This is a genomic window from Aliiglaciecola sp. 2_MG-2023, assembly GCF_030548145.1.
Taxonomy (GTDB): Bacteria; Pseudomonadota; Gammaproteobacteria; order Enterobacterales; family Alteromonadaceae; genus Aliiglaciecola; species Aliiglaciecola lipolytica_A.
This window is the reverse complement of the sequence record NZ_JAUORY010000007.1, coordinates 75,833-89,930: the sequence shown is the minus strand read 5'-3', so window position 1 is coordinate 89,930 and position 14,098 is coordinate 75,833. Positions and strand designations below refer to the sequence as shown.

The 14,098-nt window shown below is 40.5% G+C and carries 11 protein-coding genes; 3 read left to right on the top strand and 8 right to left on the bottom strand.

The features are described 5' to 3' along the window. Positions 1 to 33: 33 nt before the first annotated feature. Genes Q4567_RS09235 through Q4567_RS09220 form a run of 4 tightly spaced genes read right to left on the bottom strand, consistent with a single transcriptional unit; the run spans position 34 to position 5,634 of the window. The gene (locus Q4567_RS09235; protein ID WP_216050346.1) at positions 34 to 345 is read right to left on the bottom strand and encodes a DUF3240 family protein; all 312 of its coding nucleotides are present in this window, start codon (positions 343 to 345) and stop codon (positions 34 to 36) included. Continuing rightward, complete coding sequence (locus Q4567_RS09230) at positions 329 to 3,403, bottom strand: efflux RND transporter permease subunit (protein ID WP_303500178.1); 3,075 nt, start codon at positions 3,401 to 3,403, stop codon at positions 329 to 331. The genes Q4567_RS09235 and Q4567_RS09230 overlap by 17 nt, the downstream gene beginning before the upstream one ends. 3 nt (positions 3,404 to 3,406) lie before the next feature. Continuing rightward, positions 3,407 to 4,441: a hypothetical protein gene (locus Q4567_RS09225; protein WP_216050348.1), complete on the bottom strand. Its 1,035-nt coding sequence runs from the start codon at positions 4,439 to 4,441 to the stop codon at positions 3,407 to 3,409. After that, entirely contained in the window at positions 4,438 to 5,634 is a 1,197-nt protein-coding gene (locus Q4567_RS09220; protein WP_303500177.1) for a hypothetical protein, read from the bottom strand. Before Q4567_RS09220 ends, Q4567_RS09225 begins: the two co-directional genes overlap by 4 nt. Before the next feature lie 145 nt (positions 5,635 to 5,779). Between Q4567_RS09220 and Q4567_RS09215 the strand changes: the two genes are divergently transcribed. Continuing rightward, on the top strand, positions 5,780 to 6,271 hold the full coding sequence (locus tag Q4567_RS09215) for a LuxR C-terminal-related transcriptional regulator (protein WP_216050350.1): 492 nt from the start codon (positions 5,780 to 5,782) through the stop codon (positions 6,269 to 6,271). A 104-nt stretch (positions 6,272 to 6,375) separates the two neighbouring features. Here the strand turns inward: Q4567_RS09215 and Q4567_RS09210 are convergent, their stop codons facing one another. Beyond that, positions 6,376 to 7,401 (bottom strand): polysaccharide lyase family 7 protein, encoded by a 1,026-nt coding sequence (locus tag Q4567_RS09210; RefSeq protein WP_252729414.1) that lies wholly within the window; start codon positions 7,399 to 7,401, stop codon positions 6,376 to 6,378. A 298-nt stretch (positions 7,402 to 7,699) separates the two neighbouring features. On the opposite strand from Q4567_RS09210, the gene Q4567_RS09205 reads away from it, so the two are divergent. After that, on the top strand, positions 7,700 to 8,377 hold the full coding sequence (locus tag Q4567_RS09205; RefSeq protein WP_216050352.1) for a spermidine synthase: 678 nt from the start codon (positions 7,700 to 7,702) through the stop codon (positions 8,375 to 8,377). Between the two features lie 65 nt (positions 8,378 to 8,442). On the opposite strand, the gene Q4567_RS09200 is transcribed toward Q4567_RS09205, so the two are convergent. Together Q4567_RS09200 and Q4567_RS09195 are read right to left on the bottom strand one after the other, a co-directional pair. Beyond that, complete coding sequence (locus Q4567_RS09200) at positions 8,443 to 11,517, bottom strand: EAL domain-containing protein (protein WP_368509180.1); 3,075 nt, start codon at positions 11,515 to 11,517, stop codon at positions 8,443 to 8,445. A gap of 263 nt (positions 11,518 to 11,780) precedes the next feature. Then, a complete protein-coding gene (locus tag Q4567_RS09195; RefSeq protein ID WP_216050353.1) occupies positions 11,781 to 12,488 on the bottom strand; it encodes a DUF1499 domain-containing protein in 708 nt (235 codons plus the stop codon). A gap of 127 nt (positions 12,489 to 12,615) precedes the next feature. Here Q4567_RS09195 and Q4567_RS09190 point away from each other — a divergent pair, with 127 nt between their 5' ends. Beyond that, a complete protein-coding gene (locus Q4567_RS09190) occupies positions 12,616 to 13,425 on the top strand; it encodes a sterol desaturase family protein (RefSeq protein ID WP_303500176.1) in 810 nt (269 codons plus the stop codon). Here the strand turns inward: Q4567_RS09190 and Q4567_RS09185 are convergent. Then, entirely contained in the window at positions 13,422 to 14,039 is a 618-nt protein-coding gene (locus Q4567_RS09185) for a CDP-alcohol phosphatidyltransferase family protein (RefSeq protein ID WP_303500175.1), read from the bottom strand. The genes Q4567_RS09190 and Q4567_RS09185 overlap by 4 nt on opposite strands. Positions 14,040 to 14,098 lie beyond the last annotated feature (59 nt).

The following is a 14,098-nucleotide window of genomic DNA, read 5'->3' as shown; positions in this document are numbered from 1 at the left end:
CTTGATATGAAAAAGTGTTTTTTCTACTGCTTTCTATAAAGTCCCGCCATCAATAACAGGAACACACCAAAAGCGGATATGGCTGTTAGCACAAACTTGTTTAATATGTGCTAACAGTTCTTGGTAGTGGGCTGGGTTATGCAATAGTTCAAATCGATAGAAATCCCTATAGCCTTCAACTTGTTCTTGAATATTGTATTGATGATTCTCACGACTATAGCCTTGAATTTTGCTTAAGCTAAAACCCGATAAGGCCTCTAAACCAATTAAAGTATCTACTAAATTATCCTTTAATTGTTGTGGCACAATCGCTATAAGCAATTGAATATTATTTTGTTTTTGCATTTCGACGCTCCATCCAATTATACAACACAGGTAATAAATACAAAGTGGTTAGGGTAGAGGTAAATAAGCCTCCAATCACAACAATGGCTAGTGGTTTTTGAATTTCTGCGCCAGGACCTGATGCGAAGACTAGTGGAGCTAGCCCAAACATGGCAGTCATCGCTGTCATCAATACTGGTCTTAAACGTCGAGTTGCTCCATCAATAATGCGGATGAGAGTGTCGCTAATCTCCATTTTTGTTTGTTCAAAGTAGCTTACCATTACCACCCCATTTAATACGGCAATTCCCAATAAAGCGATAAAGCCCACCGATGCGGGAACGGACAAATATTGGCCACTAATAAATAAAGCGAAAATTCCGCCCATCACGGCAAAGGGGATATTTACTAAAATAAGTGCAGATTTTGCTAACGAACCAAAAGTAGTAAACAGGATGATTAAAATCAGCAGTAATGAAATGGGCACAACCATCATAAGGTTATTGGTGGCTCGTTGTTGGTTTTCGAACTCACCACCAAAACTAAGTACGTAACCAGACGGCAGTTCCAGTGTGTTGGCAAGGGTCTTTTTTAACTCTTCGACAAAACCCACTATATCGCGCCCAGACACGTTGGTGGTTACCACTGAAAAACGATTACTGTTTTCTCGTTCAACTAAAATAGGTCCTTGCTTAAAGCTTATTTCAGCGATTTCATGCAGAGGTACTAAGCTAGCATCTGGTAACAAAATTAGATTGTTTTTGATCTCGTGTAATGTGCCTGGACGCATTGCAGAGCTAGCAGAAGTAGCGAATACGACAGGGGTTTTACGTTTGCCCTGAATTATTTCTGATATTGCAACAGTTTCGAATTGTGAACGTAAATAACTCGACAATTCGGTAATGCTCATGGCATAGCGCTGCGCAATTTCTGGTTTGAGACGAATATTTAAAAACTCACCTCCTTCGGTGACCGCAGTATTGACATCAACACTCCCCGCAGTGGACTTAGTTATTTCGGAGATACGTGAGGCCAATTTAGCTAACTCGGTTAAATCCTGTCCAAACACCTTAATGGTTACATCTCCTGTGCTGCCAGTAAGCATTTCTGAAACTCGCATTTGAATAGGTTGGGTGAATCCAAAGTTAATACCGGGAAACTGTTTTAGCACATCTCGAATGGCGTCGACTAACTTTGATTTAGAACTGAATCGCCATTGTGCTGGTGGGATTAATTCCATAAAAACATCTGTTTCATTCAAGCTCATTGGATCCAAACCTATTTCGTCGGCACCGACTCTGGCGACGATTTGGCTTATTTCAGGCACCTGTTCAAGCAGTGCATTTTGAATTTGTATATCCAGTTCCGTGGAAGCCGTTAACGTTATGTTTGGCGTTTTTTCAAGCTGTACAATTATGTCGCCTTCATCGAGCACAGGCATAAAGGTTTTACCTAAATATACGAACTGCACGGCACTAGCGATTAATGCTAACAGTATGCCGATAATTAGCGGAGCAGGGCGGGCTAACGTTTTAGATAAGGTGGTGCGATAATTGGCTTTGAGTGTGGTTACAAAACTAGGCTCAGCGGAATCATGTTGTTTAATTAATATTGAGGCCAGTGCTGGAATAACGGTTAGTGATAACAGCAGTGCACAAAACATCGCAAATACAATCGTCATCGCCACGGGCTTAAACAATTTACCTTCCAAACCGGTCAGTGTCAGTAAAGGCGAAAACACTATTATCACTATGATTGTGCCGGAAACCACGGGTACGGCAACATCTTTACAGGCTCGAAAAACCAGATGTAACTTGGGTAAGTGGTTTTTTTTACTTAGCTGATTAACAACATTTTCGACGACGACTACGGAAGCATCTACAAGCATACCGATTGCGATAACCAGACCGCCTAGGCTCATTAAATTGGCCGACATATTGACACTATTCATCAGCCAAAATGTGCTCAACGCGGCAAGGGGTAAGATCATGGATACAACTAGTGCGGCTCGAATATTTCCTAAAAACAAAGTTAACACAATAATCACCAATATCACGGCAATCAATAATGCTTCTTGAATGGTTCCTATTGCTGTGTCGATTAAGTTCTTACGATTATAAAAAACGTTTATTTGTGAGCCAGTAGGTAGGCTCGTTTCAATTTGTTTTAACTTTTCACTAACGCCTTCTATTACTCTTGCCGTATTGGCATTTTTCAGCGATATAACGATGGCTTCAGTGGTTTCTTCACCATTGCGGGTAACAGAACCATAACGGGTTAAATGACCCACGCTAACATCCGCCACATCAGATAATCTAATAGACTGTTGAAGACGGTTACTGATTCCCATGTCTCGAAGTTGATCTAAGGTATCTATGCGTCCTTCACCACGAATAATTAGCGCGTCGTTACCTATATCTAAACGACCAATATTCCCGTTCAAATTGTTTGCTTGAATCTGTTGAGCTAATTGGTTTAAGGTTAAGCCTAAAGTTGCTAGCTTTACCGGATCTGGTGTGATCTGATAAGTTTTCGCAAAGCCACCCAATATATTTACGTCGGCGACACCATCTATGGTTCTAAGTAAGGGCCGAATCTCCCACTCCAGTATTTGTCTGCGTTCAAGTAAACTTAGCTGCGGATTTTCCAGTGAAAACATAAACATTTCACTCAAAGGTGTACTCATCGGTGCAATACCGCCTTCAAGATCTGCGGGCAGCGAAGTCCAAATATTGTTTAGGCGTTCCGCCACTTGTTGTCTAGCCCAGTAAATATCAGTGCCCTCAACAAAATCAAGGGTAATGTCGGTAATTGCGTACTTGGTGGTCGATCGCAATACTTGTTGGTCAGGGATCCCCAATAACTCTGTCTCTACGGGGAGAGTCACCTGCGCTTCTATTTCCTCAGCTGTCATTCCTGGCGCTTTCAGTATTACTTTAACTTGGGTAGGCGAAATGTCAGGGAACGCGTCTATAGGGATATTCATCCACGAGACAATGCCGGTGAGCATGACTCCTACCGCCATTAGTAGAATGAAAATCCGCTGGCTAAGGGATAATCGAATCAAATTAGATAACATTATTCATTCCCCCAGCCCGAGCAGTATACCTTGAGCAGCGCTCACGGAGCTGATGAGTAGATGACTGTTAATAAGTGATTCTTGACTAGTGACTGTATAATTTTCAGCAGCACTGCTAACGAGCGTGACTTTAACTGCGGTTAATTGATTACCTGATTTCACAAATACAAACTGGGCTCCGTTCATCGAAAAAACCGATTGTTTGGGAACTAAATAAGCGTGCTGCTTAAAAAATGGCGTGACTGACAAGTTCTGCCCTAAATTGTAAGGACATTCAGTGTTCAAGGGGTCGCTCCAAACCTTGCTAGAAAGTCCCGCGGTAACAAGTTCGATACTACTTATGTTTAACTTACACTGAGAGTTTGATGCGGATAAGTAAGCCAGGTTTTTTGCTTCCTTGTTAGTAATATTAAAACTCAACCTGATGCTTTCTAAAGGAGTGACCTTAGCAATTACGCTGCCTTCTGTCAGCGATTCAAATCTAGTGTATTGCACTACGCCCTTGATTGGTGTTTTTAAGGTTAACGTTTCTGTTTCGTCATTAAAGCGGGCAACTAACTCAAAAAAGTGCTGCACTTCATCATACTCTAGCTTAGCTGCGAAATAGGCGTGAGTGATGTCAAGCCAGGCCTGTTGAGAGATAGCAGACTGAGCAAATAATTTTCTATTTTTTTCATACTGTTGCTGAGTAAGTTCAAACAACGATTTTTTTACCTGATACTGGCTATAATAGTGATGTACTTCCGGACCACTTAGTTCAACAAAATCCACTCCAATATTGAGCTTAGTGCCTACAGGGTGCAGAAATCGTACTTGCTGAGCCGTTAAAGGTGAACGGACAGTGTAAGCTTGCCCCGGCAATTCTGACACTTCACCCAGAGTAGGGCGACCTGCATATTCATTTATTTGTTCTACCCGTTTTGTCTGCAGCGCTAAATTGTTGAGATCTTTTACATCAAGACTAAACTGTTCTGCCGAAGTGGAAGTGATAACCAGTAAACTGGTGGCAATAAAGATAGATTTTACGAAACCTTTCATAAAGATTTTCCTGCTGCTTGATTAAGGGTGGCTATATTTTTGGCCAAATTAATTTGATTTATGGCGTATTGCCCTTGAATTTCGACAATCTCTAGCGTCCTTCTTAAGATCCACTCTTGATCGGTTATATTGGATGTCAGCAATTTATCTAAGGTTGGCTGTAGTTTCTGGGTTATCTGCAAAGATTGATTAAGCAGTGTTTGCCGTGCTTTACTAATTTCCAGCTGGGCGGCTGCATCGCTGATGGATTGCCGAATTAGTTGCTGCGTCTGTTTCTTTTCCATCGCGTATTGAGATTGAGCGGCTATAAATTCGTTATACTGAGTAGCTGTATAGTTGTTGCCTACCGACAAAGGGATTTCAACGCCTAGGCCTATTTGCTTGTCAGTGATCCCTGCGGTTTCGTTCTGCTTAGCAAAAATTGAAAGGTTCCAAGGTTTAGCATGATTTGAAGCCCCATTAAGTAGGGCAATATTTAACTGCCAAATTGCATCTAATGCCTGCACGTCAGGATGCATGTTAAGCACATCTAGATTTTTATTGTAGACGGTTTCATTGGTATTATCGGGTAGTGCATGTAAACCAGTAAGCTCAGTGTATTGTGCCAATAAGGTTTGGGTTCTATTTTGATGTGTTAACAAAGCGAGTTGAACCTGAATACGTTCTTGTTTTACGAGTAAGGTTAGGTATGAAGGGGTGTTACCAGCTTGTTCGAGTTGTTCGTAATGGCTTAGTAACCTATTTAGCACTTTGAGTTTTTGCTGCGCTTGTTCACGGTAAACATATTCGAGTTTATATTCCCAAATTGTGAAGCGGATCAGCCCAGATAAGAATAGCGCTTGTTGTTGCAACGCATGGCGCTGAATTAAGGGAGCAGTACTTTTTAATTGCTGGTCAATGTCAGTCTGTAAACGTGATTTAATTGCTAAGTTTAAACTGATTTCTGTTTCTTTAGAACCTAGGCTTTGCTGGTTGTGCATATATAAAAGTCCAACCGTAGGAGGACTAGCAAACCAAGAATCAGAAGGTTGTTCAATTTTACCCTTTAACAGATTTTGTTTGTTATCCTGTTGGTGAATCTCTAACGCAGCATTTAATACATCATTGAGTGTCAACTGCGCGGCAAAAATAGATGAAGGCCAAATAAAAAATAATATGAAAAGTGGTTTTGGGATTGCTGATAGATAAAACATTATTTTGCGCTGCTTACTGGTTAGGTCAGTGCGCAAATTATTGATGTTAATCGGTTATGGAACAATAAACACATGTAGGACTTGGCATCGAACATATGTTCGATATAACCGGAATTGGTATTAAATTTAGAGAGTTGGAGAGTAAATGAAAGATCGAATTATCATTTTAGTGCTAATTACCATCATGATACTCAATGCGATGGATGTCTTTGTTGATATACAATTAAATGTGCCTATTTGGCATGTGTTAGGGGAAAGCATAATTGTTATTGTTTCGGCCATTGCAGCTTTACTTCTCATCCATGATTTGCGGTTACGTTCTAGATCATTAAACCGCTTAGCGACAAAACTTAAAGATGCCAATATACAAATTCAGACGCTCAGCGGAGAAATCGCTAGCGAACGTAAACATTATGCTCAGGTTATTCAGGCGCAGTTTAATGACTGGGGTTTGACAGTTGGAGAGCAGCAGGTAGCGATACTTATTTTAAAAGGTTTAAGCTTAAAAGAAATTGCCTCCGTTAGGGACACGAAAGAGGCCACTGTTAGGCAACAAGCCTCTAGCTTATATTCGAAAAGCAACTTACAAGGTCGACATGAATTGTCAGCGTGGTTTTTAGAAGACTTTCTTAATTAACCGTATTTTCGTTAGGTTTTAGCGCATGTTTCCGGTTACTGAAACATGCGCTTGCCCCACTGCACCTTGTGCACCGCGGAGGTAACTATTGGACTCACTCTCGTTTAACGGGCTTCCGGTGAACTTAATGTCAGCTTACTAAAAGTCACTTGGGTATAGTCACCATTCATTTTGTCCGTTTGCCAATCCCCAGTTCCTAAACATCCTGCATACCAAAGAGTGCCTGCTTGGTCTTTTGTGCTGCATTGGTTATACGCTCCGGCTTTAAAGTAATGAGAGTCACCAGCATAACCTAGTGGATTATCTTTCGGGTCAATCTTTCCGTAAGCGTCAATATTATTAGCGAGGTTTATCTCGTATTTAACATCGTCTTTGCCTTCTGCGCTAAAGGTTAGGTACATGGTATTTTCGTACACATTGATGCTATAGCTAAATTCTTCTCCTAATGCGATGCCAGTATTTCCAGGTTCATTTGGGTTTTCCCAAGTATTTCCCCATACTGGATAGGCAATATCGGTGCGATTCGGATCAGTTTTTGCCAAGTTGCGCTCATAATTCCAAAAAACAGAGCCTTTTTGATGATTTGGCCACTTTTTAAAATAGATTTTTATCGGTTCATTACCCCAGCCAAAACCTTGATTTTTAGCGATTACCTTGTCATCTTTCACCGCATGAATTTGACCCACTACCACTGAAAATGCAGCAGGTGTGTCGGGGTTTTTGGCCCGCAGGGCTACATGATCTACTTTTAGTGTTGCATCTACTTTACTGCCAATAGCAGCAAATTTAGAGGCTAAAGGATGGGCTGCCAAAGCAAAGTTATTTCCCGGAGCTTTAGTCTTAATTTTTTTATTTACACCTCGAAAGGTTTGGCGTAGTTCGCTACGCGTATTACTTGATGAAGCAGTGGTGATTGCTTTATTCGGAGTCGCGAAAACCATGCCGCCATTTTCATCTAAATAGAAAAAATCAGGGTGAACATAGGTTTGCATTTCAGCCACGTCGATTTCATCAATTTTGCCATTGTTGTCGATGTCCACCGGCACGGTAATTTTCCAATTAGATAAATCAAATTTGGTTGCAGGAACATTAGCAACGGATGAGACAGGACTACTAGAATCATCTTGCATACTATTGTTTGAACAAGCTAAAACAAAAGATATCGACAAAGGTAATATGACACTTGCTTGCGCAATTTTTTTAATTCGCGGTTTATTCATTTAGTTCTCTTATTAAAGTTCTCAATAATTTGCCTACTATTTTAGACAAATCCATAACAAATACTTAATCAATTGATTATGTATTAATTTAACTGGGAATTAGCTGGAATGCATTAATTGTTTACAAGCAGCATTGTTGTAATTAGTTAACCGTATAATTATGTTAATCTGTGGGTTTGTTTTCAGAATATTTTTTTAAGGGCAATTCATGATCCCATGGACCCAGTTAGGCACGGCCAATATCCCTAATGGTGGCGGTGAAATGAAACTATCGCAACGAGGTGATGAATTTTCAATACGTTTGTCAGGTATTCGTGGCGAACTGATGAATAGTCGAGTCTATAATTCAGAGAAAGAGCTTTCTAAGCTAGGCTGTGCTTATTTAAAGTCAGTTGATGATGCTCAAGTATTAGTGGGTGGGTTAGGCATGGGGTACACACTCGCAGAAGCCCTAAAAGCTGTACCCTTGTCAGCACAAGTTACGGTAGCTGAATTAGTTCCTGAAGTGGTTGTCTGGAATCAGGGGCCATTAGGAGAATGTGCTAAGCGTCCACTCGATGATCCTCGCACTAAAGTGGTAGTGGGCGATGTTAAAGCGCTGTTATCAACTAATAAACCGACCTTTGATGCTATTTTACTGGATGTTGATAATGGTCCTGAAGGGCTTACTCATGCCAATAATAATTGGATTTATTCAATACAGGGAATTCAAGATATCTATCAGGTATTACGACCTAAGGGGATGCTAGCGGTTTGGTCGGCAGGTCCTGATTATCTGTTCAGCGTGCGTTTAAAAGATGCTGGTTTTGATGTTGATACCCGTGTAGTGAGAGCGCGGCAAGGTAAGGGAAGCAGGCATACTATTTTTCTGGCTAGAAAACCCTAAGAACCAGCTAAATCTACCAGTAGAGCTAAAATCGAGTTTCGATTTTAGCTCTACTGAAGTCTTTGTTAGCTTTTATTGTCAGTTACCCATGTTTGCCATATTTGCTCAGTATTCCATTGCGCCGTCCATGCAACTATATCCTGAGCTGGCATTGGTCGGGCAATACCATAACCTTGTGCTAGGTCACAACCAAGTTGAAGTAACGTAACGCCGTGGGCAACAGTCTCTACTCCTTCGGCAATAACATTCCGATTGAAAGATTTAGCCAGGGCGACTATACCCGCGACTATGGCTCTGTCGTCAGGATCGATTAACATGTCTCGCACAAAGATTTGATCTATTTTGATTAAGTTGGCAGGTAATCTTCTTAAATAAGTGAGTGAAGAATAACCGGTTCCAAAGTCATCAATCGCAAAACTCACCCCTAAATTTATACAGTTTTTCATTGTCTCTGACGCATCTAACAGATCTTCTAAAGCACTGGTCTCTAAGACTTCTAGTTGTAATAAGTTGGGTGCAATATCAGGATAGGCAAGTAGTAGCTTTCCTAGCCGCTCAGCAAAATTATTCTGCTGAATCTGCAGTGCACCAATGTTGACGCTAACAGGGATCACAAGATCATCTTTTTGCCATTTACCTATTTGCTGTAACGCTTCCTCAATTACCCATTCGCCAACGTCTATGCTCAGCTGATGGTTCTCAATGAAAGGTAAAAACTCCGCCGGAGACAGTAGTCCTAGCTCAGGATGCTGCCAACGAATTAATGCTTCGGCGCCAATAACTTCTCCGGTTCTCATATTTACTTTAGGCTGGTAAAACAGCACAAACTCGCGGTTGTCTAACGCGGTTCGAATATTTTGTAACCTTTCATGACGCACCTTGATAGCATCTTCAGATTTGATATCAAATAGGTGGTAGCAGTTTTTGCCTTTTTGCTTGGCCAAATACATTGCTTGGTCAGCATGACGAATAAGTTGGTCGGCGTCGGTCTGGTCGGCAGGGTACAAAGTAACACCTATACTTGCTGAGACTTTTAGGGTGATATTGCCTAAAGTTACTGGTACGCAAGCGGCTTTTAACATCCGGTTTATGATCGGTTGGAAATCTTGTAATTGCTCCAAATCTGCTAATACGGCAACAAATTCATCACCACCGAAGCGTGATAATGTGTCGCAATCTCGCATGGCCTCTTTTAGTCGAGATGCAATAACCACTAACAAGTCATCACCAAAACTGTGCCCATGGGTATCGTTTACTTCTTTAAACCCATCCAAATCCAAAAATACGACAGCCAATAATCTCTGATTGCGTTTGCTTTGGGAAATTGCCTGCCTTAACCGGTCTGCCAATAATGTGCGATTGGGGAGGTTAGTTAAAACATCGTAATGGGCCATGTGCTCAAGTTTATTTTGCTGCTCTTTAAACTCGGAAATATCGGTAAATATAGCCACATAATTTTTTACATTACCATTGGCATCATTTACGGCGCTAATGGTTAGCAGTTGGGCATAAACATCATTATTCTTACGTTTATTCCAGATTTCTCCGCACCAAAAACCGTATTCTGAAATTGCTTTCCACAGCTTTTGATAGAAATCTGCAGATTGTTTATCTGATTTTAGAATGCTTGGATTTTTACCTAAAACTTCTTCTCGTGAATACCCTGTTATATTGACGAAGGTTTGATTGACGTCGATTATATCTCCCTTAATATCGGTGATAATGATGCCTTCGCGGGCATGGGAGAAAACACTGGCAGCTAACTTGAGCTGTTCTTCAATCTGCTTATTTTTGGTCACATCTTGGACCAGCGAAGTTACGCCAATAACAGTACCGAATTCATTTAAGATTGGTGTACTGTGCCATTCACAAATTATAACGTTGCGGTTTTTAGTGAAGTTCTCATTGGTATTACATCTGCCTCCTTTTTGATCTAGCAGTAACTGATAAACATTGATGAGTTCTTCTTCTAATTCGGGTAGTAAAATAAGATCTGAGGCATGTCTACCTATTGCTTCATTCGCAGTATAACCAAAAATATTTTCTGCAGATTTGTTCCACTTAGTACAAATAAGGTTTTTATCCCAAGAAATGCAGCCAAGTGGGGTATTCTTTATGTGTTCAGAAAACTGTTTTTCACTTTTTAATAGGGATTGTTGACTTTCTTGCAGTTGTCTTTCAGCGTTTAAACGAGTTTTGGCCATCAGCATAAAGCGGTGTTGCAATTCTATAAGCTCAGATGAACCTTGCTCAGGTATATCTGCGATATCTTTACCCAACTCTAAATCTTTTGTTGATTGCAACAGGTTTCTTAACGGGATAACTAAAGTCTTTTGAATACCCCAACTGGCGATGATAATCATTAAAAATACAATCAGAAGTAGCACAATACCAGTGATGATTAAACGTGAATTGATCGCGTTAAGCTCTTCTCCGAAAGGAATACCGACGAGAATATTAATAACTTCACTATCATTGAATAGTGGCTTTTTAACAAAAATTCGCTGTTGGTTATCGACCTTAAAAGTAGAATCGTATTTTTTCAGATTACCTTGAATAATTGAAATATCCGAACCCAGTAAGTTAGCATCAGCAGGAAAGGCGGCCAGTATTTTTTGTTCATGATCCGTTATGTACGCTACTGAATTTGGCGGTAAACGAGAATCGGAAAGTTGTTTACTCCACCAATCAAGCGAGAGCACGGCTACCGCAGCTCCAATGACATCATTATTTTGCGGATTTAAGACGGGATACGCAAAGTTAATACTGGCTACTTTCGCTGCTCTATCTACTTGATATTCACCAATCGAAAATTGTTTATTTACCATGGCTTGTTGGATATAAGCACGGTCAGCGACATTTATCGGTTGCTTGAGTGGTTTAGCGTTACATACCAACTCCCCACTAGCGTTTGGTACACCAATGTTTATGTAGGTATCTTTAATTTTTACTATATCGGCTAACAACGCGCTACATTCAGCTGAATCTGGCGTTAACACCGCGCTAAATGTCGCTAGGTGCTTTAAAAATTTCTCAGTTCTTTTAATCAACAAAGATTGAAAATTTGTGGTGATATCTATCGTTTTTAGTGCTTCCTCTTGGGCCTCATGAATTGCATGCTCGCGCTCAAGGATTGACATATAAACAAGAGCCAATATCCCCGGAAGAGCAACCAAAAAAATGAGTAACACTAACCTCGATTGTATTGACTTTAAAAATCGTCTCATGTTTATCTAATTAAATCCAAAATAGGTAACCACAGCGCAAGGTTTCAAACCTTATATACATAGAATTGTACAGCATATAAGAAAGAATATATTTTTCTTTGGTTTTAGTGGAATCTTGGTCGTCACAAAAAGCCTCAATATTTTATCTAAATGAAATATTGAGGGCTTAATTTGTTTTATAGATGACTATTGATTGTAGCGATGAGTTGTTCAATTCGCTCAGCATTTTTGCCGAGATCACTTCTACCAACACGGGATTTGCTGCGGATATCAACAATGGTGTCTGGTCCTTTACTAGCAATGCGAACAACCACATCATCTTTGAAGCCAAACCAGGCTGTAGTATCTGTTGCTTCAATAATACCTAATGTTTTGTCAGCATTAACCAATTCCCAACCTAAATCTTTAATGGCAGCTTCTGTAGCACTGAAGACTTGCAAACTAGGCTGAGAGAATGTTTGAGGGGTTAATTGCGGGTAGGCTTCTCGTTGTTGTTTAGCCGTTTCTTCACCGGCGTACTCAACTGGATTAGGCGCATCTGCACGTAAGTCTGCTATGGCGATAAATTGAGGAGGATTGCTAAGATCAGTTGAAATATCATGAATCGGAGGTACAGATTTAGCTTTATTCATAATGCTAAGGGGTAAACCAACGGCAACTAATGCCAAAACAGCAGATACTGTTACACTTGCCCAACTGATGTTTTTACGTAAAAAAATCACTTGAATTAAAATCAGAATAATTGCCCCAACACCGGCGAAAACTCCGTAGCGCAATGCTGTAAAAGCTGGACCGAGCTCTAAAATTCCATATTTGTATAACGGGCCAGGTAGTGCAACAAGTAAAATAGCGAGAAAGCTAATGAGGCTAACCAAGGTCTTCATAGTGAGTACTCCGATCTTATTGTAATATCCATGTTTTATAGCCTTATGATATATGAACAAATAGGTACGGTCAGTAATTGTTTTAGACTTAGTTTTGAAATCTGTTTAACAATGGTATTGAATCAATATGCAAAATGAAGCATGGCTGCGAATGGGTAGCTTTTTAACGGTCTTAGTGATCATGATGTTGTGGGAGGCGATATTGCCCAATCGGGTATCTCCTGTAGCGCGATCGAAAAGATGGCTCAGCAACTTTTTTTTGGTGTTCTGTGGTGCACTTGTGGGGCGGCTATTCGTTCCTGCCGGGCTGGCATTTGTCGCTATTTTCGCTGATAACATGCAATTTGGTTTACTTAATATTCTAAGTATGCCCGATTGGTTGGTGATTTCGCTGGCCGTGATTATGCTAGATTGTTTGATTTACTGGCAGCACCGTTTATTCCATCGTGTGCCTATTTTATGGCGTTTACACAAAGTTCACCATGCCGATCCCCATTTAGATGCTTCTACTGGATTGCGTTTTCACCCGATTGAAATAGCCCTAAGTTTATTGGTTAAGGCTCTGGGGATTTTAATCTTAGGCGTGCCGGTTGAGGCGATTTTAATCTTTGAGATATTGCTCAATGGAAGTGCGATTTTTAATCACAGCAATATTAAATTGCCCAGTTGGTTAGAATGGCCTTTGCGTAAATTGGTGGTTACCCAAGCCATGCATCGTATTCATCATAGCCAGGTAGTGAAAGAGACTGATAGCAACTATGGCTTCTGTTTGTCTATCTGGGACCGTCTTTTTAATAGTTACACTAAACAAGCCGAAGCAGGAGACGATGGGCTAAAATTGGGATTAAAAGACTACCCCAATGAGTCTAGCAATACAGGTATTGGAACTGTGCTGTTAATGCCTTTTCGGGATAAACCAAGCAACCATAGTGATTAATCTTTGGTTGCTAGCAAAGTGTTATAACCTACCCAGATGCGAATAATTGCCGTTAACCAGCAAATGACCGCAAACACACTGGCGATCAGCACAAAATGAGTGGGCAACAAACAAAATAGACACAAGACCAAAATCGTTTCAAAACCCTCTGCTAGGCCACCCATATAATGTAAGCTTTTTTGTGGATAGTTAGGACTGTCGATGCCATGTTTGCTAGCCATAATGGCAAAGGCTAAAAAGCTCCCCCCAGTGGCCATAAAAGACAGCATTAGAAAACTGCCAGCAACTGCATTTTCTAGTGGATTGACACATACAAATGCAAAAACAATGGCAGAATAAAAAATAAAATCTAGGGTAATATCTAAAAAACCACCGGCGTCAGAAGGGGCGGTTTCTCTGGCGATAGCGCCGTCCAATCCATCTCCTAATCGGTTTAACAAAATTAAACTTAATGCCACATAATAGTGCTCGAACATAATCGCCGGTATCGCTAACATTCCAACTATAAAACCCACAAAGGTTACTGCGTCTGCAGTAATACCCCATTTAATTAGCCGTTTCGCTAGGCAACAAAGAGGTTTTTTCAAAAGCCGATTTAATAGAGGGTCAATCATGGTTTACCTTGTTATTAGTGGTTTTCACTTATGAATGGCTTATCATTTTTTTAAAAGTG

Excerpts from the sequence above, each read along its gene's own strand:
- Q4567_RS09235 (WP_216050346.1), bottom strand. The coding sequence starts at position 345 with ATGCAAAAACAAAATAATATTCAATTGCTTATAGCGATTGTGCCACAA.
- Q4567_RS09230 (WP_303500178.1), bottom strand. The coding sequence starts at position 3,403 with ATGTTATCTAATTTGATTCGATTATCCCTTAGCCAGCGGATTTTCATT.
- Q4567_RS09225 (WP_216050348.1), bottom strand. The coding sequence starts at position 4,441 with ATGAAAGGTTTCGTAAAATCTATCTTTATTGCCACCAGTTTACTGGTT.
- Q4567_RS09220 (WP_303500177.1), bottom strand. The coding sequence starts at position 5,634 with ATGTTTTATCTATCAGCAATCCCAAAACCACTTTTCATATTATTTTTT.
- Q4567_RS09215 (WP_216050350.1), top strand. The coding sequence starts at position 5,780 with ATGAAAGATCGAATTATCATTTTAGTGCTAATTACCATCATGATACTC.
- Q4567_RS09210 (WP_252729414.1), bottom strand. The coding sequence starts at position 7,401 with ATGCAAGATGATTCTAGTAGTCCTGTCTCATCCGTTGCTAATGTTCCT.
- Q4567_RS09205 (WP_216050352.1), top strand. The coding sequence starts at position 7,700 with ATGATCCCATGGACCCAGTTAGGCACGGCCAATATCCCTAATGGTGGC.
- Q4567_RS09200 (WP_368509180.1), bottom strand. The coding sequence starts at position 11,517 with ATGTCAATCCTTGAGCGCGAGCATGCAATTCATGAGGCCCAAGAGGAA.
- Q4567_RS09195 (WP_216050353.1), bottom strand. The coding sequence starts at position 12,488 with ATGAAGACCTTGGTTAGCCTCATTAGCTTTCTCGCTATTTTACTTGTT.
- Q4567_RS09190 (WP_303500176.1), top strand. The coding sequence starts at position 12,616 with ATGCAAAATGAAGCATGGCTGCGAATGGGTAGCTTTTTAACGGTCTTA.
- Q4567_RS09185 (WP_303500175.1), bottom strand. The coding sequence starts at position 14,039 with ATGATTGACCCTCTATTAAATCGGCTTTTGAAAAAACCTCTTTGTTGC.